We start from the raw sequence: 22,565 nt of genomic DNA, 5'->3' as shown, positions 1-22,565 counted from the left end.
ATGAGCGAAAATACAACGGAAACCATCGAACTGACGGCTCCCGAGGTTGCGAATGTTGAAGTCGAATCGAAACCGACGCGCGAGGTTTTGAAAGAGCGCGGATGGACGAAAGATGAACTGGACGCCGCCGAGAAGCGCGGGATGGTGGCAAAAGAAGAAGTGAAGGAAGAAAAGAAAGAACCAGTCCAGGAAGTTGTTGAACCGAAGGAAGAGCCTAAGGCAGAAGAGAAGGTTGAAGAAGAGGTGCAGGAAAAGAAACCGACCGGTTTACCCGATTTTACGTTTAAGACGCCGGAGCAGGAAAAGGCGTGGGCTGACGCTTTTGGGCCTGGGACGCCGCAACGCGGTCTTTATTTCAGGATGAAAAGTGAACGGCGCGAACGCCAAAAGATCGAGGCTGAACGTGACCTCCTTGCGCGCGAGGTTGAAGAGTTGCGGGCGCGGACAAATCCAGCGGTTAAGAGTTCGGAATCGGAAGGTGATATGGCGTCCCTTCTGTCTGACGAGACTGGCGGAGAAGAAGACAAACCTTTGACGTTGCGGCAATTAAAAGAAATGGAAGCGAAGAAAGCCAAAGAAGAGCAGGAAATGACGGCGCGGCAGGTTCGGTTAACGGAGGTTCACCGAGAGCAAGAAGAGTACGCGCGGACTGTATACCAAGATTTTGACGACGCTGTTGTCCGGGCGCGTGAAGTGATGCAAAACCTGGACGAAGTTGTGCCTGAAAAATGGAGACAGTCAAAGGTTGTAAAGTTAATGAAAGATTTGCAGGTGGCTGCACGAGAGGCGGATAAGTTGGGTCCAGACGATTACAACGCGGCTCATATCGCCTACGAAATCGCGCAGTACCACCCCGATCACGGGAAGCCAAAGGCTGAAAAACCCGAAAAGGCGAACGGGGGCCATACGCCCGAAGCGATGAAGCGCATAGAACAAAACACCCAAAGACGCGCGTCCAGCGCGAGCGTGGCATCTGGTTCTGGATCAAGAACCATCTCTGTTGACGAGATCGGCCTTAAAGAACTCAATGCCATGACTTCCGTTGAACGTTGGAAGTTCCGGGAAAAACACCCGGACCGCTACGAGCGGATCGTCCGAGGGTAAAACCTAAAGGAGACGAACAATGGCTAATACTGTAAGCATTGACGCGCTTCGTCAAGAGCTATGGTCAAAAGAGCTTCTTGATGACGTGATGAAAGATGTTGAAAACGTGACCCGGTTCATGGGCGAAGGTGCCGACAACGTGATCCAGGTGTCCCGCGACCTAGAGAAATCCAAAGGCGACCAGCAGACGTTTGGTTTGGTGGCGCGTTTGGGTGGCGACGGCGTGACCGGTGACGACGAGTTGGAAGGCAACGAAGAGTCGCTGAGCAGCTATGCGGAAGTGGTCGCTATCGACCAAATCCGTAATGCTGTGCGTCTGACGGGTCGGTTGGACAACCAGAAGGTCGTGTACGATCAAATCGGCAAAGCTAAAGAGAACCTGCGCGTGTGGATGAAAGAGTTCATCGCCCGCCAGATTTTCTTGAAACTTGGCGGCGTGACCAACACGACCCTTGTCGATACCAATGGCAAAGTCATTGGTGGTCGCGCGTTGTGGTCCAACACGGCTGACTTCATTCCCGATGCGGACGAAGCGGCTGGCGTCGGTGCGCGGTATCTGTGCGCCGAAACGACCGGGACGGACGGGCTTGCTGATGCGGACATCATGACTCTTGACTTGGTGACCAAAGCGGCGACTCTGGCGAAACTCGCGGAACCGAAGATCCAACCCTTGAGCGTTGGCGGGGATGACTTCTATGTCATGTACCTGCACCCTCTCTCGGCGCGCGATATTCGGATGTCCAGCGACTGGAAAACGGCGGTTGAAAACGCGCAGATGCGTGGCGACAAAAACCCCGTGTTCCGTGGCGCGTTGGGCTTTTGGTCCAACGTGTTGCTCCTGGAAAACGAGTACGTGCCTTGGCTGGACATTTCGGTCTCTGGCAACTCGTTCCGTGGCGCGGCTGTCGGTACGGACTGCGCGGCCGACTGTGCGCGTAACTTGCTTGTTGGTCGTCAGGCGATCCTGATGGCCCAGGCGTCCAGCAAAGACGCCCTTGTGGTCGAGAACTTCGATTACAAGAACAAGGAAGGCGTTGCCGGAAACTTCATCGGTGGCCTGCAGAAGACGATGTTTAACTCCAAGGAATTTGGGGTTATCGCCGTCGACGCCGCCGCGAAGCTCTAAGGAGAGATCACATGGCCGCTATTACTGGAACCTTGAGCAAACGGACGGAGTTCGCTGGCGACTACAAGATGTTGGTTGTCACCTGCGTTCCCACGTCCGCTTCGGATACCGTGACGCTGACGGCTGCGACGCACGGGATCACCGAAATCGCCGCTGTTATTCCCTTGATTACTGCGGGGAACGATGCGGCGTTGCAGACTGCCTACGCGAGCGTGAGCGGGTTGGTTATCACCCTGACCACTGCCGCCTCGGGTGGCACTGCCGCGACCGACTGGACCGGGGCGACTGTTGCCCTGATCGTCATTGGTCGTTAAATGAATTGACTGTACTCCGGCGTATATCCGGAGCGAGAGGGTGGAATGCCCTCTCAAATTTGATTGAGAGGTGAGCAATGGGCGTTGTTCGGCGCGGTAACGGGTACGGTGTCCGGCAAGTGTTCGACCCCGTGGAGCGTATGTGGACGTTCCAGTCGCCTGAAATTGTTACCGAGCCCATGAGGACCGCGATGGTCAACAACGTGCTGGCCATACAGAACGGGAGGCGGGTTGACTGCCTCCGAAAGTTTGGACCTGGTCCGAGAAACGACGCTTTTCTTGACTCGATCAGGGCCTTGGAAGAGGGACGATACCGTGTTGTGGTGTCGAACCGAGACAATGAGGTTTTTGCATTCAAGCAGACAGTAGGAACGGGGAAGGCTTTTAGCCTCCCGACAGGAGGCTGACAATGGCACAGACGTTTAACTTGCATTGCGCGGGCGTGGCTTTTGCCGCTACCAAAAACATGGCGGCGGTTCTGAACGGACACGCGACGGAAGTTTTGAAGATTCGGGAAGCCGGTCTGTCGAACGCACAGACGGCGGCGGTCACGGGCGTGGTGTGCCAGATGGAGTGTCGTTTATACACGGGGACCGCAACGCTGACGGCCCCGACGGCGGTCACGCCGGTGTCTTTGGACACGACGAACAGCGCTCCGACGACGGCGACGTATGGTCACGCCGGGACCATCGGGGGGACCGCGAACACGCTGGATACGTGGATTTGGTCTTCTGACGAAGCGGCGGCGTCCACGGCGACTTCTGACGAGCTGGAATGCTTCTTGCCATTGAACAAAGTTTATCAATGGATTCCCCATTCCGACATTCAGCCGATCACGTTGCGGCAAGACAAGATGTTTATGCTTTACAACGTTTCCGGCGCTGCGGGACTGTTGCACAGCCGGATTCTTTTCACGAAGGAGTAAGACATGGCGACGTTGGCCGATATTTGGGGACAGCCGGGGCGGATTATAACGAACGTGGCAAAACGGCCGAGCGGCATTTATGTGTCTTTTGGGCACAAAACCTACGCCGCCGCCGTAGACGCGGCTCGTGAAGGGCAACCGCTTCTTGCCGCTGACGAGATCGCTGACGATTGGGTGGTTGCCGAGGCTCCTTGATGGAAACATTCCGCCTACACGACGAAGTTAAGGAGTGGGCTTTCTCTATAGAAATGCCCACAACGGCTGTTACCGGCCATCCTTACCTGACGCATGTGTCGACGTTGGCGGTGTTTAACAAAACGGGGAGCGGTAAGTTGGTTCGTGTTCGGCAAATCAAAGCGGAACGGTTGTTGGCGCAGACGACCGCCACGGCGGTTGGAACCAACATTGCCCTGCAAAGGATCACGGCGCACACGGTGACGGACGAAATCATGCCAGCCTACACCATCGACACCAATAACGCGGACCTGCCTTCGCAGGTTGTGATGTGTCGGCGACCGGCGGCGATCACGACCACGGGGACGGCCATTGACACACTGTGCGCTGTCCCGTGCGCAAACGAGACGCGGGCGTTGGGGTCGTTCTCGTCGCGGATGGGCCTGTCTGATCTTCACGACATTGTAGACCAATGGGGCGGCGGATCTGGCGACGCGCAAAAGATCGTCCTGCGCGAAGGGCAGGGGATCGCCCTTGACACGGCGAACGTGACGAACGCTTACCCCCATTGGCTGGAAGCCGGTGTGAGTGTCCGAGTCGTTTCGACCGGGGCCTGTTATCGGTACAAGTTTCCGTGTTACATTTCTCCGTTGCCGCTTTTGAGTTTGATGAACGGGAGTGGCTCCGGTGTTGTTTTGGAAGTTTTCCGCGTGACGCTCCGCGAAATCGGGACGGACGTACGTCCGCAGGTGACCGTGGAGCGGATTGACAGCATTGACGAAACCAGCGGGTATACGGCAACGGCGGACCCGTTTGATACCGCGAACAGCCTGGACGCGAACATTGTCGTTCGAGGGAACGTGAAAGTGACTATGGACGGGAGCAAACGGGGAGCCTTTATCGTGATCCCTCACCATGCGTACAAGGTCGGGGCCGGGAGGGGGGTTGGCCCTGGCCTGGCGGGTTTCCATCCGCAAGTGCAAGACGTATACCACACTTCGCAACCGTTCGGTGGGCGTCATCCACATGACAGCCTCTACGATATCTGTTTAAGGGAAGGCGAGGGAATTGGGATGTTTCAGCGAACAGCGAGCGGCCGGATCTATTTCGATCTCATGATACAGATTACTGTAGAGGGAGTAACAGGTGGGTATCCGCCGATTAACAAGGTTGAAAACGCTTACATTTATGGCCCGAACGAAGAATACACAGGGACGCTTGTGGCTGGCGGCGGCGGAAACACATACAGCCGAGGGCGGGTGGTGAACCGATGAGCCTTTTGAAGCAATCGACGGCGCTGGATAAGATGGTGTTCATGACCGACTCGGCGGACCATTTGGCCGGGAAAACAGGGTTGACGCTTACCATTACGGCGTCAAAGAATGGGGCGGCGTTCGCATCAATCAGCCCTACGGTGACGGAGCGCGGTAACGGTTGGTATTCAATCGCTTTGACTTCGAGCCACACAGACACGCTTGGGGATCTGGCTTTGCACGTTACGGGGACGGCGGCAGACCCTTCCGATCTGGTTTGGCAAGTTGTTTCGGGTCTTCCAGGTGAAACGGTAACTTTGGCGGCGGTGACGCACACGGGGGCTGTTATTCCTACGGTGACGACATTGACGGGTCACACACCGCAAACGGGCGATGCTTATGTGCGGCTTGGGGCTCCCGCCGGAGCGTCCGTTAGCGCGGACGTCGCGGCAGTGAAAGCGGAAACGGCGTCGATTCAGTCGGACACAAACGACATTCAAACGCGTCTCCCGGCGGCGTTGGTTGGCGGGCGCATGGATTCGAACATGAGCGCTATTGACAACCAGGCGACGAACGGGAACAACGCGACGTTGAACCTTAAGCAGTTGAACATCATTAATAATGCTGGAACGGCGTTAGTGGCAGAGTCTACCGGAAGCGATGGGCACGGGGCGCACATTGTCGGAAATAACACGGGCAAGGGAATTTATGTCCAGTCTCCAAGCGGGAACGGTGTTCATGTGGAGTCGGTAGGGTCGACTGGAATGCGGATTGAGTCGACGACGGGCGGAGTGGGCCTTTATGTTCTTGGTGGGTCTGTCGGGAATGACGCCATGACAGTCCAGGCTCGTGGCACTAATGGAGTAAATTACGGAATCAGGGCGATCGGGACAAACAACGGAAGTGGGATTCGCGCAGAGGGCAACGGAACCGGATCGGGGATATCCGCTGTTGGTGGAACGACGGGGGATGGGATTGATGCGTCCGGAGGTGCGACGTCCGGAAAAGGCATCGACGCAAATGGGACAGGCGGGGCTGCGGACATTGAAGGCAATGTCACCGGGAACCTCTCGGGAACGATTGGGGGCCTGACAGCCAGTGCATTGGCGGATATGTTCGACACAGACAGCGGGACAACGTTCGCTTCGGCAGTCGCCGGATCTGTTGTTAAGGAAATCGCTGACAACGCCGGTGGTGGTTCTGCACCGACAGCGGCGCAAGTGGCCGATGCTGTTTGGGACGAAGCGCGGGCTGACCACGTTGCTGCGGGGTCGTTTGGGGAAGGTGTCAAAGTGTCAAGCCGCGTGAACATGAAGAAGAACACGGCATTTTCTGGATTCATGTTTACGATGTACGACAGCACAACGAACCTGCCAAAGACGGGCCTAAGCGTAACGGCGCAACGAGCCATTGATGGAGGCGGGTACGCCACTTGCGCGAACAGCGTTTCTGAAATATCCGCTGGGACCTACAAGATCGATTTGTCTGCGGGCGACCTTAATGGGAACTGCATAAAATTAAAGTTCACGTCGTCTGGAGCTTTGCAGCAGGACTTCACTGTGGTGACGCAAGAGTGATTAGAAACTGGCGTACACGGGCGACTTTGTTTGTTGGGTCGATTATTGATTGGCTTGGGTTGGGTTCTGGTGGTGGTGAGGTTTGGAGTTTCCGTATACCGGAAGGCGACTCGGACGCATGGTCAAAACGTGCGGTTGGTTCAACGGCATGGACGACGCGGACGCCCGATCCTGCGTTTGCGTGGCAGTACAGAACAAACAACCAAATCGCGCAAGCGGGTCGTGGGGTGTGGATGGATTTTGTGTTTATGGGCTTTGGATACATGATGTGGAACCCGAGATATCCGAACGCGAATGTGAACGGAGACTTTTGGGTTAAGCGCACAACGTCAACAGTGAGTTGGAGCCGGAGGTAAATATGGGTTTAACGGAATCGGAATATCCTGAATTAAGGGCTGAACTGGACGCAGATCCGGCGGGACTTGGGTATGCTGGTAAATTTGGGATCGAAATAGAGGCGATGATGAATTTGGTTGCAACCAACAACACGGACCCGTTTAGGCGCGTTTTGCGCACCCGTGTGGAGTCCTGGGGAGATAATCGGGGCAACGACATACGGGCAATACATTGGCTTGACCGCTGACCAAAAGCAGTTGTACGGTGCGATTATCGCGTGTGGTCATGTTGATCCGAGTGACGCGACGATTAGGACACATTTTGCGCAACTATTCCCAAGCGGAGCAAGCCGGACACAGTTGGAAGTGTTGCAGTGGCGTGGATCGTCTAGGGCGGAAGCGTTGTTCGGTGATGGGGTGGTGGTTCGATATTGGGATATTGACCAAGCGAGGGCTCTCTAATGGCCAATGCTATTCCGGAAAAGTTTTCAACACCTGCGGCGTTTACGATTACGGTGGCGAACTTGGCGAGTTCGACAGTCGGAGTAGGTCAGCAATCGACTTTGATAACGAACACGCAGGGATACAAAAGGATTTATGCGTACATAAAGCTGAAATTGGGTTCAACGACTCCAACGGGGAACCGCTTCGCTTACGTTTACGCAATTCGTGGGGACGGGACGACCCGTGACGATGGGGCCGGTGCTTCGGATGCGGGCTGGACACGGCTGAACGCTGACGAGGTGCGTACCATCGGCAACAAGGCGAGCCCTGCGGCTGGCGATTTGATTTACGGAGTGGCCGTTATTGAGAACCCGGGGCCGGAGTGGGGGATTGGTATTGTCCACGATACGGGTGTGAATTTGGACTCGACGGGTGGCAACCACTACTTGTATTGGGTCGGCGTCTATCCAGAGGTGCAATGATGCTCCAAGGGACGCGGTTCGGGAAGATTCTTGAAACACGTGGCGGAATGTTCGGGTACACGATGGGGAGCGGGCAAACATCTTCTTTTGTTGGAGGGCGTGGAAGTTTGGTGCGTGTTGGGGAACCGACTCGGGCATACGGGAAATACGGGCAATGCGCCGTATTCAACGGGACGAACCAGGCGTACACACTCCCGTCGTTCAATGTCGGTCCGGGGTGTTCGTTCGGTGTGCGGTTCAAGCACACGGCGACGACGGCAAGCATGACCTTAATGGATTTCCCGCTGTCGGTAGGTGGCGGGATAGTGATTTATATGAGGGCGAACGAGGGCGGGACCGGGAAAATCAACATTGCCGGATTGTCTCCGTTTTTTAACGTGGTAAGTTCTTCAAGCAGTTTCAATGACGGTCTTTGGCATAGTGCGGTTGGCGTGTACGGTTCAAACAGTGGGACAATGACGCTCTTTGTTGATGGGAAGCAAGAGGGGAGTGTTGCGGCGACGGTTCCCAGGTTTCTGTCCGATTACCCACGGGTGGCCTCGGAGCGGTGGTTTGGAGCCGATTACAGTTGGTACAACGGGAGTCTAGCTGATCCGTTTTGCGTTCAAACCATTTTGACGTTGCAAGATGTCCGACTTTACCACACGGACATGGGGAAATATGGTGAAGACAACCCGTCACTTGCGTTTCCGTTCGTGCGGGCGCGACCTTGGGTGTATTACCAACAGATGCGGAGGGCCGCCTAGATGTTCTTAAGACAAAGCACGGCATCGCAGTCGGTAGCCATCGGTCCTTTTGTGGATGAAACGGATTTTAAAACAGCGGAAACGGCGCTGACTATCAACAATACCGATATTAAGCTGGTGGTTAACGGTGGGGCATCGGCGAACAAGAACAGCGGTGGCGGGACGCACCGCGTCAATGGAGTTTACGGTATCACCCTGGACGCAACGGACACGGCAACAGTTGGCGAGATGGAGATTACCGTTGTTGTTTCCGGGGCGTTGCCGGTGTTCCACAAATACCGGGTTTTGGAGGAGGCCGTGTACGACGCTTTGTTTGCGGCGTCGGCTCCTGGGTACGTGGCGAATGCTTCGGTAAATGTGGCGCAGATTAGTGGAGACGCGACGGCGGCGGACAACGCCGAATCGTTCTTTGACGGGACAGGGTACGCCGGAACAAACAACGTGATGCCGACAACCACGACCGTGACAAACGGCGTGACGGTGACGACCAACAACGATAAGACGGGGTATGCACTCTCTGCTGGCGGTGTCCAGGCCGTATGGGACGCTTTAAGCGCGGCGTTATCAACCGCCGGAAGCATTGGGAAGCGCATTGTTGATTATCTGACGGGGGACAGTTACACGCGGCTTGGCGCTCCGGCGGGAGCATCGATTGCGGATGACATTTCAAACGTGAGCGGCGGAACGCTCAGCATTCGGCCAGTTAAAAACGCGGTCTTCAGCAATTTCATGTTTCCAATGTACGACGCCACGACCAAAGCGCCTCTTGCTGGACTGACAGTAACGGCGCAAAGAGCCATTGACGGTGGGGGGTTTGCTTCGTGCGCGAACGCCGTTTCTTCTGTTGGCAGTGGCGTTTACAAGATCGACCTTGCGGCGGCCGACTTGAACGGCGACAAGGTTATGTTCAAATTCACGGCGACAGGGGCCGACGTTCAGCTTGTGGAACTGTTTACCCAGGGATAAGGGGGATCTATGGATTTGATGACAGGATCGGAGCTTTACGACTACATCGTTCGGACGTTTAAACGAACGGACAAAGAAACGGAAATTTACGAAGCCATTACAGACACCATCCTCGATTTGCAGGTTCGGTTCGGTTTTGACGCCCAAAAGGTCGAAGCCTATACCACTGCTGGTATAACGGCGCTTGGCGACTACAAGTTGGACCTGCCGGACGATTTCGGATCGATCGTTGGAGACGTCCGATTCGCGGATGGGAACGCTTCGTGGGGTTTGCAGAAACGGTCAAAGCTCGAATTTAATGAGCGGTTCCCTGACCCGGACGATGACGACGCGATCACGGGTCAACCAACGGACTACTGCATTTTCGGGAAACAAATTCTTTTGGGGCCTGTCCCGGATCGGACGGATTACATTTACCAACTCGATTATACGACCGTCCTTGCTGATCCAGTTACGAGCGCAACATCGTCTGTTCCGTTTTCGGATATCGGGAGAGAATGTTTGCGGTACGGCGTTTTAGGACGAATATACGACGCCCTTGATGAGGATGGATTGGCAACAAAGAACTACACGCTTTATGAGAAAGAAGTTCAAAAGCTCAAGATACGTGATCTGCGAAACGAGCAAGAAGTATTTACGGTGAAGCAGGTGGAGGTTTAATGCCGGTCAAGCTAAACATACCGCTCCCGTCAAAGGGCCTTGTCGTTGACAGGCCTGGCGAATTCGTTGACACCCGTTCTTTGACAAACACATGGAACATGGATGTCCGCCGAAATCTTATTCAAAAACGGGTTGGGACGATGGCGATTGGATCGTCCCTTGGCGAACGGATAATGCGGTATTTCGAGCTTGTTGTTGGCACTACGACACGATTAATCCGTGTTGGACTCACAGAGGTCGAAGCGTTGAACAAAGCAACAAGCACGTGGGCCAGCGTGACCGCTTCGGCGATGACCGGGACGATTGACACCCCCATTAGTTACACATTCCCGCTTCTCGCGGGGGCAAAAATTGCCGTTTTCACGAACGGCACTGACGCCATTAGAAAGATCTCTGCGGCGGGCAATGACGCCAGCCTTGGGGGGACGCCACCCAAAGCGAAGTACGTCAAAGCTGTCGGGCCTTATTTGGTGCTTGGGTACATCACTGACGGTGGAAACACTTACTACAGTCGCGTTCAATGGAGCGAGACTGGTGATCCGGAAACGTGGTCTGGCGGAAACGCTGGCAGCATTGATCTTATTGAAGATCCCGGGAACATTACCGGGTTTGGACTCTTTGGGAACCATCTCGCCGTCCACAAACACGAGTCCATATACGTCGGTCAGCTCGTATCGACGGCGGATGTGTTTCGGTTTGATCGACGTCCAACAGGCATCGGGACAGCGGCGGAGGCGACGATTGCGAACCTTCCGAACGGGGAGCATGTGTTTTTGGCCTACGATGGGATACATACTTTCGACGGTTCTTTCGCGCCGTTGATAGAGGCCCCGATCCAAGAAGAAATCCGCGACTCTGTTAATCCGGCGGCCATCCACCGGTCGTTTGGTTTGGTCATCGAGGAAATCGGTGAATACTGGTGCGCCGTCCCTCTTGGAAACTCCGCAATCCCTGACACCATATACAAATACAATTGGAAAACAGGGCAGGTCTACAAAGACGTTCGAGCGAACATGACGGCAATGTCCTTGTACATCAATACATCCGAAGCAACGTGGGACTCTATGGCGGGGACGTGGGATTCGCAGACGACCGCGTGGGATTCAGCGTCTTTCCAGTCATCGAGCAAGCGCATCGTTTTTGGAGATTCGTCTGGCAATTCCACGTACTTGGTGAATGGCACGTCGTCCGACAACGGGACGGCGATATCGGCCAATTTTGAAACCAAAGATTTCAACGCGAACGATTACGGGTTGCCCGACCTGGACACGATGATGCGGTGGAAGGGCATCGAAATGTGGGCAACCGGGAGTACAGTCACTGTTGAGTATTCCATTGATGGCGGGGAGTCTTGGGTGGCGGCCGGGACTAAAACGCTTGGGAGTTACTATCCGACGGACGCATCGCCGATCAATGTTTATGTCGACGTTGTTTCTTCCCGGATACGGTTTCGGTTCTCAAACGGAACGGTAAACGAGACGTTCCTAATTAAGAAGTACCAAGTGGAAGCGACTTCGCGGGAGGCCCGCAAATGACGAGATACGCGGACCCGCTTTTGCCGCGCGGGAACGATCTCACGCCATCCATTTACGAGTGGTCCCTTGTGTTGCGCGCGATCCTCGATAGGGGTCTATCGTTTTCAGACAATGCGGATGTGTCCATCGTTTCCGTAACGTCACACGGAACACCGGGAACCGAATTTTCCATCGCTCACGGGTTGGGAAAAGTTCCGACTGGATATATCGTCACAAAACAGGCGGCGGCTGGAAGCGTTTACGACGGAGCAACATCGAACACAGCGACAACGCTATATTTGAAATCGGACGCGGCAAGCACTTCATTTACTTTGATGGTTTTTTAGGAGGCAAGCATGACCTGGAATACAGCGGTCCCGGCAGGTTCTGACAATATCAATTTGGGCGACAACGTCATTCGAGAATTTAAAACCGACGTTGAAACGGCGTTGACGGAAGAGGGTGTGTTCCCCGGCGCGGACACGGCGAACCCGGTTTATAAGTGGACGGGAAAGCGCGGAAACACGGCGGCGCGGCCCGCGTCTCCGTCTACCGGAGAACTCTATTTCAACACGCAGTTGGAGCAGTTGGAATACTATGACGGCGCGTCGTGGACTGGTTACAAACTTGTTCCCACGAATGGGATCTTGACAGCCAACATCACGGACGCAAACGTGACGGCTGATAAGCTGGCCACCGACGCCGTGACGACGGTTAAGATCACGGACGCCAACGTGACAAGGGCGAAGCTGGCCGCTGGTGCTGTTGGATCTATCAACTATACCACGAAGACGGGGAGCTACACGGCAACCACGGACGATGACGCAATTCTCTGTAGTGGAGCCGCGTTTACTGTCACACTGTATGCCGCATCTGGCAACACCGGGCGAGTGCTGACGATAAAGAAAACGGACTCTTCCTTGACGAATATCATCACAATCGACGGAAACAGTACGGAGACGATTGACGGGTCGTTAACGACAACGTTGAACACAATAAACGAAACCGTTGTGTTGGTGTGTGACGGGACGAACTGGCAGATCTTGGATCGAAAGACTGAAACGGGATGGGTGGACGGCGGAGCCATTACGATAACGGCAACGACCACGAACCCGAACAAAGCATCGTCGCCTGACGTTGACAAGGTGGTTTGGCGGCGCGTCGGGAACTCCGCCGAAATTATTTGGCGGTACAAACATAGCAACACAACGGGGGCGTCGAGTGGGAGCGGGACGTATTTGTTTGCGCTCCCTTCAAGCCTGTCGGTTGATACGACGCTTTTCCCAACAAGCACGGCGACAACCGAGAGCGATCTGTACGCGACCCTTGTTGGTTACTCCGGGATCGGCTCCGATGCGGACACGGAATATGTCGGCGCAATGTGTCTATACGATTCCACGAAAGTGTCGATGCGCAGCTATACCGGGTTCTCTTTCGGAAGCGGACACTTTGCGTTGGCGTCTTTCAACCAGCTTGGTTTTTCCTTTTCGATTGTCGTCCCAATTAGTGGGTGGAATCAGTAATTCGCTTTTTCTGTTAAGAATTTCTACGGCTCTTGGATGCCGATCAATTAAATGAAAAATTGTCGTCCAGGAGGATTTTATGGCATTTTGGGCTCCGTTTTTAGCGAGCGCAGCAGCGCAGGGGGTTGGTTCTCTATTCGGTAAAAAGAAAACAAGCCAGGTTCCGTTAGAAACTGCGGAACAGAAGTTGGCCCGTCAGAAGTTGATGGGGTTTGCCGAATCCGGGAAATTCGGTGATTTCCAGGCTGGTGAAGCCGTCCCGCTTGGGTACGGGGATTACGGTGTCACGGGGTACGAACAACAGGGGCTTTCAAACCTTCAACAGTTGCTATCCCAAGACATTCCGGAGCAGTACCGACTCGGGGACGACGCTTTACAGGCATACCTCGCCACTGACCCGACGGACGTTTCCGCGCAATTCGACCCATTCAAACAACAGACGGAACGGCAAATTGCCGACTCGAACCGTGCGTTGAAACGCAATGCCGGGTTTGCTGGTGGTCTTTATTCCACGAACACCATCCGGCAGTTGGGCGATATCCAAGCCAGAGGGAACGAAACACTAACGTCCGAACTGGCGCGGCTTACCGACAGCGCGCTGAATCGCCGTCTGCAAGCGATCCCGTTGGCCTACCAGAGCGCGGAAGCAAAACGAAACGCCGCAATACAGAACGTTGCTGCGAGCCAACAGTACGGTTCTTTAACGCGCAAGTTGAACGACGCTGCGATCAAGGCGCGAGATGCCGAACTCTTGCGGCGTCGGCAGGAGTTGCAGTTACCGATCCAAGCCGCGCAGAGTGTTGCCGGACAGTCTTCGCAATTCGGTGTTCCGTCCGTCACGACAAGCCCCTACCAAGATCTGATGAAGATGGTTGGTCAGGTTGGTGGTAGCTACTTGTCCAATAAGCTATTTTCTGGCGGGGGCGGCGGGGGCGGCGGGGGCGGCGGTTGGGACGATTATAGTGACCTTTGGGAGGTTTAAAATGGCCGCCTCCGTTCACGAACTCCTAGCCGCAGCGCAAGCCGATAAGAGCCCCTTCATTTCCATGCTGGAAGGAGCAGCGCAAGGATTCCAGAGCCAGCAAATGCACCCGCTCGATGTTCAGTCGAAACAGTTGGCAATTCAGCGCCAGCAACAGGCGCTTGAGTTCGACAAGATGCTTCGGACCGCTTACGAACAAACGATCAAGAACCAGCTTAACGATACCGCGCCCGAGGATGGTGGCCAGACGCCACAACAGAAGTTCGATACGGTTGTTTCTATCGGGAAAGGCGGTCCCCGCGTTTCCCAGGTGCCAAGAAAAAAGGGGCAAGCGACACCCAACAAACAGCAATCGGTATATGAAGACGAACAAGGGCGAAGCCGACGCGGGGCTTTCGACCCGGCGACCGGGCAGGTTATTCGAACCGAACAAGACCCAATCGTTCCTATGAACAAACCCAAACCGGCTGCCGGACAGAAACCATCAGATGGTGCTGTGCGTCCGAAATCTCCGTCACAGATGCAAAGCGAAAACACAAAAGCCTTCAAAATGGCTGTCGATTGGTACGTGAAAGCGAACCCGAACATGGCTGTGACTGATCCGTTTTCCGGTCGTGTCATCGACACGCGCATGACCTATTCGGACACGCAGACCGAAGAGTTTACGGGCCTCTTTGAGCGCGCCAAGAAACTGATCGCGGAGGGTGTGTTAACCGACCCCGCTTCAAATCAACCCCCGGCGTCTCCCTCTGCGCCATCCTCTGAAAATGTTCAGTCTCCGGAGCAATACCTTAAGTCAATCGGGGCCAAGATAACCCCCGCGAACATTGAATGGGCAAAGAAAAAGACGGGTGGGAAATAATGGCTGGAAGAAAACCAGAGTTCGATATCCCTCCGGACGGGTACGAAACAGCGCCTGTTGCTGTTGCTGACGACGCGCCGCCGGACGGGTACGAAGGCCCATCCACTGGGTACAAGGGTGTTGGGGCGAGCGGATCATGGGACCAGCCGCAACCGGCGGTTGTTCCGCAACCGGTGGTTCCTCATATACAGATGCCACAAAACCCGGACGCCATGTCCACATACAAGGAAGCGTTGACCGCGTACCTTGTCGGGAACCGCGACCTTGCCAAAGCGAAGGCGGAAGCGGCGTTAAGCCTTGACACTGGATTGACGGAAGCGAAAAACATGCTGACCCGGATGCGCGTCAATCCGTTGGCAGGGACAAACGCGCCGAGGCCGGAATATTCACCGCAAAAATTCACCGACTACACGGTCGGCCAAATGGCGGCGGACACGTACAACGCTATTGACCAGTCACCGGTGGTTCGGACACTTGGATCTGGCGTGGCACGTATCGGGGCAGGTCTTTCGCGTGTTCCGAATCTTGCCGCCAACATTTTTGCGTTGCCGTACAACACCATCGTTACTTTGACGGGCAATGAAGACATGGCCCAACGGTCGCCGAAGATGTTTGAAAAAGAAGCCCGATGGTGGGACGAAAAGGCGACGCAGTTAAGCGAAGGTTTTAGAAGATGGGGATCAAAAGGCGAAGATTTTGTGTCCGTTGCGAAACGGAAAGACCCAGGCGAGATTGCTTCCTACATCGCTTACAAAGTCCTAGAAGAAGCCCCGCAACAGGCGATTGTCATTGGAACGACGATGGCCGGGATTCCAGCCGCTGGATTATCTTACATGGGGGCATCCTCTTCCGCCCAGGAACTTGCGGCAACGCCTGAAAACGTGAATCCAGCGGCCGCTACCGTCAACGCCATTGTTAATGGGACCGTTGAAGCAGCCCTTGAACAAACTCCTGCCCTTATGGGGAAATGGTCAAAAGCCATTGAGGAAGCTGTTGGGAAGAAAGGGCGGGGCGAGGTTATAAAAGCTGTCGCAAAAACTATCGGATCTTCTATTGTCCAAGAAGGATTAGTTGAAGAAGCACCGACAGAGTACCTGCAATCGGCGTCGAGAGTAATGACCGGCGTTGATCCAAACGCCATGCAGGGTGTTGGCGGTCGGATGATCGAAGCGGCAACGATTGGCGGTGTTATGGGTGGCGGCATGACGGCCCCGGCCGCGATTGGGTCTGGTATTCAAATGGGGGCCGGAAAGCTCGGTCCCGGTGATTTCCCGCCTGACGGATTCAATGAAAACAACACACCACAAGGGCCTATTCCGCCAAGTTCTATTGGCCAAAGTGTTGCCCCCCTTGACATAAAACAGAATCCGAATTATTCTCTGGGTGATGAGTCCGCGCGACTGGCTGGATCTTCTGATTCTGTCGTTAACGTCCCGGGCGTTTTGGATCTTCGCCGGGGCGCTGATGCTCCCGTCGTTCCTGCTGATCGGGTATTACCTTCTGCAATGCCCGCCGATGCGAACATCCCCGCGCCGGTTCAGTCTCCCGGCAATTATGAACGGGTGGCTTTACCGCAGTCTCCGGCAATTCCGAATCTTGAACAACCTGCACCAGCGGAAAGCCAATCGGCACTTCCGCAACCTCCACAACTAGACCAACAGCAGCCCAAATACCAAGCAGAGCCAGAAAAGGCTTCTGTTTTCTATTCCCAACTACAACGGACATTAAACGAAAAGATGCCCAACGCCGCCCCCGTGGCGATGGTGCGCAACCTCATTGATCCGGCCAAGGGGAACGTGAAGGCGGAAGAGGTCGAGTGGTCTGGGATCAATGAGTTCCTCGAAGGCAAAGAGAAGGTCACGAAGGTGGAACTGCTGGACTTCTTGAAACAGAACCAGGTGCAGGTGAAGGAGGTGGTGAAGGGCGACTCCCTTGAATCGAATATGAATTTGCAAGTCAATGGGGATAATGATGCGGGTTGGTTCGTCGATGACATGGCGGATGATTCGGATGGCGCCTACAATGCCGGTCCGTTTGAATCAGAAATGCAAGCTGAGCGATTTATTGAACGGATGCGCGGGGAAGGTCTCGGGTCAAAGGAAACCAAATTCTCCAACTACCAGCTCCCCGGCGGCGAGAACTACCGGGAGATTTTGCTGACGTTGCCCCAACAGGTTAAAAAACGTCCGATGGTTATAAGGAAAACCGACGGTGGGCATCCGTGGAAAATTTTCGTTGAAGGTGAGACGCAACATCACTCCTCATTCAAAACAGAGGAAGAAGCAAAAGAAGCACTCCAACGATGGGGCGATACTTTTACGGAGAAAATTGGTGAACAATTCAAATCCTCTCATTTCGACGAACCCAACATCATCGCCCACGTCCGAATGAACGACCGCACGACCGCCGACGGGAAGAAGACGCTGTTTATTGAAGAGGTGCAGAGTGATTGGCATCAATTAGGCAGGGATAAAGGCTACCGTCAGGAAGGAGTAATTTCCGATTATCAATTAAAGAGAGATCCGCTTGGGCAAAATGAATGGATTGCGACAATCGCCGGGAGACAATCAATTTGGCAGGGCGAAAATGAGGCGGCAGTTCGTAATCAAATTGAAGATGGATTAAGGCGGAACCCTGCTGTCAACGGCGTCCCCAACGCCCCATTCAAAAAGACATGGCACGAACTGGCCCTGAAGCGGATGTTGCGGTGGGCGGTGGACAACGGCTACGACGGGATCGCCTGGACGACGGGGGAACAACAGGCGGAACGGTATGACCTTTCAAAGCAGATTGACGGGGTTCGGTGGAACGATAAGACGGAGACACTCCAAGCATGGCGGGGGAAGGAAAACGTCATTGAGCAGTATAACGTCAAGGCTGAAAAACTGGCCGATTATGTTGGGAAAGAAGTAGCAAAGAAGCTCGTAGATTCGGCCCCCGGCAAGGGTGGAAATCGGATCGTTACCGGCGAAGGTCTCAAAGTCGGCGGCGAAGGCATGAAGGGCTTTTACGACCAGATCATCCCTTCTTTCCTGAACAAATACACGAAGAAATGGGGCGGAAAAGTATCCGTGGCCGACATCACGGCACCGGAGAACAGATACCAGATCATAGAGAGAGATGGTCTTTATGTCGTAAAGCGCGGGAATTTCACGATCGACAATTTCAAATCAATCCCAGAAGCCGAAGCGTGGATCTCGGATCACACGCCGACAGAGGAATTGGGTGTCCACACACTCGAAATCACTCCTTCCATGCGGGAATCCGTGGCCCAGGGCCAACCGATGTTTCAGGCCGACCGCCCGACATCGGGGACAACCGAAGGCCAATCCGAAGCCTTGACCGCGTTTAACAAAATCATTTCGGCCAACAAGATGACCGACGCCGTGTTCGCCGAGTTGGTTGATTCTATTAAGGTGGACCGCGCGGCGTTTCGGAAAGGGTACGGGACCGAGTATTCGGCGGACAAGTTTGCCATTCGAGGTGCGACGTACCCGATTAGGAACCACCCGACAATTCGGGCTTTGGTCCGGTTTGCCAAGGGAGCCCACCAGGGGACCGGGTATCACGAGGCGATGCACGTCATTTTAAACAACGTCCTGACGGTTCAGGAACGGCAAGTCTTGATGGACAAGTTTGGAACCGAAGAGCAGGCGGCCGAGGCGTTTGCCCGGTACGAGGCGAAGCGGACGGGCATGGAGAAGCCGAGCCGGATCAAGGCGATATTCGACAAGATTCTTGAATTGCTTGGACAGTTGCGGAGCTACATGGCCGGGAAAGGGTGGAAGACGGCGGAGGATGTGTTCAAGTCTGTGGAGCAGGGGCGGACGGAACGGCGGCGCGCGGCGGGGCGTGGGGAGGCTAAATACCAGGCGGAAAAACAGAAAGACCAAACGGGAACAGAAGCCTTTAAGCGGTGGTTCGGCGACTCCAAAGTCGTCGATGCCGATGGGAAACCGTTGGTGGTTTATCATGGGACATCCGAGAAAGGATTGTCGGGTGACGCCTTTAGCAAGGATTTGCTCGGGGCCGTAACAAAATCGCGCTCAGCGAAGGCCGGGTTCTATTTTGTCGCAAACAAGGACGCCGCCGCAGGGTACAGCAGACTGGCGAACTCGAAGCCAGTTCAAGACCTAATCGACAAATCAAACGCCGCAGAACGTGCTGGCAAATTCGATCTTGCGAATCGCCTTATGGTCCAGGCTGAAAAACTTGAACAGACGGCCAGCCCCAAAGAGAATGTTGTCGGGGCATACCTCTCCATTCAAAAACCGTTTGAATTCGATGCCAGCGAGCAAAGGTTTCTGGACATTCAGAACGAAATCCACGATGCAATCCGCGAGGCGAAAACCGGCGGATATGATGGGATTGTTTTTCGGAATCTGATCGACAACGCAGATTGGGGGAGCGAACGCGCACTTGACCACTGGGTTGCCTTTGAGCCAACCCAAATCAAATCCGCCACCGGGAACGCCGGGACTTTTGACCCAGAGAACCCGAGCATTTTGTATCAGGCGGAACGGGTTGAAAGCGATAAGGCCATGCTCCCGAACGGTGGGTATGTCCCACTGGCGAAACTATCAAAACTCCAACGCATTTACCGTGGATGGTTGACCACGGATCGTGGGGTTGGGCAAGCCATTGATCGCGCGAACGAAGAGCGGATCGGAAAGATCATGGAGACAGCGTTTGACGCTCCGGTAACGGGGAAACAGTTGCTTAAGTACTTCAAAGAGAACCCGTCCGATGATCTCCGGCAGGCGGTCTTTGAGGCATTAACAGGACAACGGTCGATCTTTGAACTTCCGGCCGATATTACCGGGATAGTCCAGAAGATGCGCGAAGACGTTGACGCCTTGTCCCGCGTGATCGCACAGACGGCAGCGCCAAACGACCGATTGAAGGCCGTCATTGAACGGAACCTCGGGCGATACCTTGGGCGGCATTACAAGCTGTTTGAGCGAAAGAACTGGCGACCGTCCAACGAAGTCATTTCCCGCGCCAAGGCGAAATTGCGTGAAATGCACCCGAACACGATTGGAAAAGCATCGAGCCAAGAACTAAACGGAATCATCGAAAACATCATTTCCAAAGGGGACGTAACTTTCCACCGTGGGGATCGGCGGATCGACATTCCACAAAATCACTTCGTCAAGCGGAAGGACATTCCCAAAGAGATCCGCGACCTGTACGGGGAGATCACCGATCCCGTTTGGGCTTACCTCAAAACGATGGCCGATCAATCCACAGTGGCGCACAACGCTGATTTCCTATCGAAGATTTCCGGGATGGAGGGCGTGTTCAAAGACAAGCCTGATGAGACGCATTTTAAGCAGATCCCCGACGTCGCCCGATGGGGCGCGGTTCGCGGCAAGTTCACGACCCAAGAAGTTAACGATTTCCTGATTGGAAGCCATTGATCCGGTGGATAGCGGCCTGTTTCGATTTGTCGAAAAGCTCATCGTCAATCCGTTCAAATGGACTAAGACGGTCGCATCTCTCCCATCTCATCCCAGGAACTTCATTGGGAATACGATGTTTTCTGTGTTGGCTGGAAACACAATTACAAACCCGGCGAACATTCCCTATTACTGGAAAGCCCTTCGTGTAATTATGGGGAAGGAAGGGAAATACAGAGGGACATGGAAAGAGCTTGTTCGGGCGCGGGTTGCCGATACGCAGTTTTGGGGATCGGAGATGCCGAAGCTGATGGCGGAAATGATCTCGGACCCGGTGAGTTGGCCGGACAAGATCATGAACACGGTCAAATGGCCCGTGGAGAAGTTGGGCGAACTTTACAACAACGAAGACCTAATTTATCGGGTTTCCGCATTTCTGAAATACCGTGATAACGGGATGACGATAAACCAGGCCGCGCAAGAAGTGGACAAATGGTTTACGAACTACGCGAGGTTGCCGAAAGCCGTAAAGACGGCCCGGCGCATCGGTGTGTTTGGCCCCTTTCTATCATTCAAAGCGAACACGGCTCGGATTTTAATAAACGCCGCGAAAGAATCCGGGGAAGGAATAAAGAAGGGGAACCCGGCCCCCGCTCTTCGGTTGGCATTTGTTGTGTCGTTTATTCCGCTGTTGCAAATGGCAATGCGAACAGTTTTTGATATCGACGACGACGAGAAAAAGAACCTCGACAAGTTGCAGGACATGGGACCGATTTACAAAAGGAACTCGACGCCGATCTACTACCGAACGGCGGAGGGATCAATCAAGGCATTTGATCTCGGTTATATCTGGCCGACGGGCGAATTTGACAAGGCGGCGAGAGCGGCGCTTGTTGGTGACGCGGAAAGTTTCACAGATTCCATCGACTTGTTTCAGCATCCGCTTTTTGATGCTTATAGCATCCTTTTCAATAACTTCAACACGCGCAACCGGCAGAATGTGGCAAACGTCAACGATCCGATGCCGAGACGGGCGGCAGACAAGATGGCCGAATTAGCGCGAATGCTTTACGTCCCGGCCTCGTCTCCTATTCCTTCAATCCGTGGCATGGCGAAAGGCCAATACGAGCCGGGTCTGTTAACCGGATACCAAATCAAGACTTTGTACGACGCTTATCACGGCGTAGAGGATCGGTTTGGGCGGACGAGGGAAGTACCGGAAGAGTTGCGGGCCTTCTTTACCGGTATCCGGACTTGGGAGATCCGCCCGGATGACACCAAGAAAGCGTTTCGGATGCGGAAGGCGGGGGAATTCCAAGAAGCGAAGCGCGAACTGCGTCGGTACATGCGGATGCCAGGGATCTCCCAAGAAGAAAAAGAACGGCGAATGGACGACTGGAAACGTCGGGTTGCAAAAATAAGAAGCGATGTTGAGTCCAGTAACAGTGTAAAACTGAAATGACCGACCGCCGAGCCACAGATCCGGATGAGGGCGACTTCGTCGGGAAGCGATCCCGGAAATGGAAGGGCGTTACGGCGGGGGTTATCACGGCGGTTGCAACGGCGGTCGGGGCGTACTTCGCCGGGGTGGACAAAGGCGTGGGCGGTGCGGACGGCGACAGGGTGACGCGGGAAGTGGTGCAAAACCTTGTGGTTTTGAAGTCCAGCCTGGACGACCTCAACACGACATTGAGGATCTTCGCCGAGGACAGGGACGCGAATTTGGAAGTGGCGCGGGAAACGCGGGCCGAGGTGGGGCGGTTGGCGCGGCGTGTTTCCGTCGAAGAAAACGCGGTGGATCGGCACAGCGAGATCATGGGAAAGCTGGACGATTTTGAGAAAAAAGGGGTAAAACGACGATGACCGAAGAAACGGAGAAACTGCTCAAGGAACTCGTGCGGCTTGTCGTCGAAGAAAGACAGCTTTTGATAAACCACATCCGCCTGACGGAACCGAGATCGACGGACAACGACTTGTTCCTTGCCGGGCTTCGGACGGCTTTGGAGTCTCTCGGAAAACGGGTGTCCTCCATAACCGAAGCCATCGACAAACTTAACCAAAACAACGCGCAATCGGCGGCGCAACTAAAGACTGTTGAAGATCTGGTTCGGCCCCTACACGCTTTCGCGTATAGTGTCGTCCAGCGGTGTCCAAACTGCACGAGCCCAACCAGAGGACA

18 protein-coding genes are annotated in these 22,565 nt (G+C 54.6%); all 18 read left to right on the top strand.

Features of this window, described 5'->3' with window-relative positions; translation table 11 throughout:
* The 18 genes from IPI56_10805 (at nt 1) to IPI56_10720 (ending at nt 22,249) form a co-directional block, all read left to right on the top strand.
* Nucleotides 1-1,104 (top strand): hypothetical protein, encoded by a 1,104-nt coding sequence (locus IPI56_10805; protein ID MBK7546211.1) that lies wholly within the window; start codon nt 1-3, stop codon nt 1,102-1,104.
* A gap of 19 nt (nt 1,105-1,123) precedes the next feature.
* Entirely contained in the window at nt 1,124-2,230 is a 1,107-nt protein-coding gene (locus tag IPI56_10800; GenBank protein MBK7546210.1) for a N4-gp56 family major capsid protein, read from the top strand.
* 11 nt (nt 2,231-2,241) lie between these two features.
* Entirely contained in the window at nt 2,242-2,544 is a 303-nt protein-coding gene (locus tag IPI56_10795) for a hypothetical protein (protein ID MBK7546209.1), read from the top strand.
* Between the two features lie 409 nt (nt 2,545-2,953).
* Nucleotides 2,954-3,469, top strand: coding sequence for a hypothetical protein (locus tag IPI56_10790; GenBank protein ID MBK7546208.1), 516 nt, complete (start codon nt 2,954-2,956; stop codon nt 3,467-3,469).
* A 3-nt stretch (nt 3,470-3,472) separates the two neighbouring features.
* On the top strand, nt 3,473-3,664 hold the full coding sequence (locus IPI56_10785) for a hypothetical protein (protein ID MBK7546207.1): 192 nt from the start codon (nt 3,473-3,475) through the stop codon (nt 3,662-3,664).
* Entirely contained in the window at nt 3,664-4,917 is a 1,254-nt protein-coding gene (locus tag IPI56_10780) for a hypothetical protein (protein ID MBK7546206.1), read from the top strand. The genes IPI56_10785 and IPI56_10780 overlap by 1 nt, the downstream gene beginning before the upstream one ends.
* Nucleotides 4,914-6,473 carry a hypothetical protein gene (locus tag IPI56_10775; protein MBK7546205.1) on the top strand — a complete coding sequence of 520 codons (1,560 nt, stop codon included), beginning with the start codon at nt 4,914-4,916 and terminating at the stop codon, nt 6,471-6,473. The genes IPI56_10780 and IPI56_10775 overlap by 4 nt, the downstream gene beginning before the upstream one ends.
* A gap of 796 nt (nt 6,474-7,269) precedes the next feature.
* Nucleotides 7,270-7,734 carry a hypothetical protein gene (locus IPI56_10770; protein MBK7546204.1) on the top strand — a complete coding sequence of 155 codons (465 nt, stop codon included), beginning with the start codon at nt 7,270-7,272 and terminating at the stop codon, nt 7,732-7,734.
* Nucleotides 7,731-8,480, top strand: a complete 750-nt coding sequence (locus tag IPI56_10765; protein ID MBK7546203.1) for a hypothetical protein — start codon at nt 7,731-7,733, stop codon at nt 8,478-8,480. Before IPI56_10770 ends, IPI56_10765 begins: the two co-directional genes overlap by 4 nt.
* Entirely contained in the window at nt 8,481-9,446 is a 966-nt protein-coding gene (locus IPI56_10760) for a hypothetical protein (protein ID MBK7546202.1), read from the top strand.
* 9 nt (nt 9,447-9,455) lie between these two features.
* Nucleotides 9,456-10,106 carry a hypothetical protein gene (locus IPI56_10755; protein ID MBK7546201.1) on the top strand — a complete coding sequence of 217 codons (651 nt, stop codon included), beginning with the start codon at nt 9,456-9,458 and terminating at the stop codon, nt 10,104-10,106.
* Nucleotides 10,106-11,641, top strand: coding sequence for a hypothetical protein (locus IPI56_10750; protein MBK7546200.1), 1,536 nt, complete (start codon nt 10,106-10,108; stop codon nt 11,639-11,641). The genes IPI56_10755 and IPI56_10750 overlap by 1 nt, the downstream gene beginning before the upstream one ends.
* Nucleotides 11,642-11,976: 335 nt before the next feature.
* Nucleotides 11,977-13,143 (top strand): hypothetical protein, encoded by a 1,167-nt coding sequence (locus IPI56_10745; GenBank protein MBK7546199.1) that lies wholly within the window; start codon nt 11,977-11,979, stop codon nt 13,141-13,143.
* Nucleotides 13,144-13,222: 79 nt separating this feature from the next.
* Complete coding sequence (locus IPI56_10740) at nt 13,223-14,125, top strand: hypothetical protein (GenBank protein MBK7546198.1); 903 nt, start codon at nt 13,223-13,225, stop codon at nt 14,123-14,125.
* Between the two features lies 1 nt (nt 14,126).
* Nucleotides 14,127-14,987: a hypothetical protein gene (locus tag IPI56_10735; protein MBK7546197.1), complete on the top strand. Its 861-nt coding sequence runs from the start codon at nt 14,127-14,129 to the stop codon at nt 14,985-14,987.
* A complete protein-coding gene (locus IPI56_10730) occupies nt 14,957-20,407 on the top strand; it encodes a hypothetical protein (GenBank protein ID MBK7546196.1) in 5,451 nt (1,816 codons plus the stop codon). Before IPI56_10735 ends, IPI56_10730 begins: the two co-directional genes overlap by 31 nt.
* The gene (locus IPI56_10725; protein ID MBK7546195.1) at nt 20,394-21,848 is read left to right on the top strand and encodes a hypothetical protein; all 1,455 of its coding nucleotides are present in this window, start codon (nt 20,394-20,396) and stop codon (nt 21,846-21,848) included. The genes IPI56_10730 and IPI56_10725 overlap by 14 nt, the downstream gene beginning before the upstream one ends.
* A complete protein-coding gene (locus IPI56_10720) occupies nt 21,845-22,249 on the top strand; it encodes a hypothetical protein (protein ID MBK7546194.1) in 405 nt (134 codons plus the stop codon). Before IPI56_10725 ends, IPI56_10720 begins: the two co-directional genes overlap by 4 nt.
* The last annotated feature ends 316 nt before the right edge of the window (nt 22,250-22,565 follow it).

It is taken from the genome of Elusimicrobiota bacterium (genome assembly GCA_016706425.1).
Lineage (GTDB): Bacteria > Elusimicrobiota > Elusimicrobia > FEN-1173 > FEN-1173 > JADJJR01.
Note: the sequence above shows the minus strand (reverse complement) of the source record. Positions and strands in the feature narration are given on the sequence as shown.

What these genes read in the sequence shown, in the direction of transcription:
- IPI56_10760 (MBK7546202.1), top strand. Translation starts at nt 8,481, where the DNA reads ATGTTCTTAAGACAAAGCACGGCATCGCAGTCGGTAGCCATCGGTCCT.
- IPI56_10770 (MBK7546204.1), top strand. Translation starts at nt 7,270, where the DNA reads ATGGCCAATGCTATTCCGGAAAAGTTTTCAACACCTGCGGCGTTTACG.
- IPI56_10755 (MBK7546201.1), top strand. Translation starts at nt 9,456, where the DNA reads ATGGATTTGATGACAGGATCGGAGCTTTACGACTACATCGTTCGGACG.
- IPI56_10790 (MBK7546208.1), top strand. Translation starts at nt 2,954, where the DNA reads ATGGCACAGACGTTTAACTTGCATTGCGCGGGCGTGGCTTTTGCCGCT.
- IPI56_10730 (MBK7546196.1), top strand. Translation starts at nt 14,957, where the DNA reads ATGGGCAAAGAAAAAGACGGGTGGGAAATAATGGCTGGAAGAAAACCA.
- IPI56_10750 (MBK7546200.1), top strand. Translation starts at nt 10,106, where the DNA reads ATGCCGGTCAAGCTAAACATACCGCTCCCGTCAAAGGGCCTTGTCGTT.
- IPI56_10720 (MBK7546194.1), top strand. Translation starts at nt 21,845, where the DNA reads ATGACCGACCGCCGAGCCACAGATCCGGATGAGGGCGACTTCGTCGGG.
- IPI56_10740 (MBK7546198.1), top strand. Translation starts at nt 13,223, where the DNA reads ATGGCATTTTGGGCTCCGTTTTTAGCGAGCGCAGCAGCGCAGGGGGTT.
- IPI56_10800 (MBK7546210.1), top strand. Translation starts at nt 1,124, where the DNA reads ATGGCTAATACTGTAAGCATTGACGCGCTTCGTCAAGAGCTATGGTCA.
- IPI56_10765 (MBK7546203.1), top strand. Translation starts at nt 7,731, where the DNA reads ATGATGCTCCAAGGGACGCGGTTCGGGAAGATTCTTGAAACACGTGGC.
- IPI56_10745 (MBK7546199.1), top strand. Translation starts at nt 11,977, where the DNA reads ATGACCTGGAATACAGCGGTCCCGGCAGGTTCTGACAATATCAATTTG.
- IPI56_10805 (MBK7546211.1), top strand. Translation starts at nt 1, where the DNA reads ATGAGCGAAAATACAACGGAAACCATCGAACTGACGGCTCCCGAGGTT.
- IPI56_10775 (MBK7546205.1), top strand. Translation starts at nt 4,914, where the DNA reads ATGAGCCTTTTGAAGCAATCGACGGCGCTGGATAAGATGGTGTTCATG.
- IPI56_10785 (MBK7546207.1), top strand. Translation starts at nt 3,473, where the DNA reads ATGGCGACGTTGGCCGATATTTGGGGACAGCCGGGGCGGATTATAACG.
- IPI56_10735 (MBK7546197.1), top strand. Translation starts at nt 14,127, where the DNA reads ATGGCCGCCTCCGTTCACGAACTCCTAGCCGCAGCGCAAGCCGATAAG.
- IPI56_10795 (MBK7546209.1), top strand. Translation starts at nt 2,242, where the DNA reads ATGGCCGCTATTACTGGAACCTTGAGCAAACGGACGGAGTTCGCTGGC.
- IPI56_10780 (MBK7546206.1), top strand. Translation starts at nt 3,664, where the DNA reads ATGGAAACATTCCGCCTACACGACGAAGTTAAGGAGTGGGCTTTCTCT.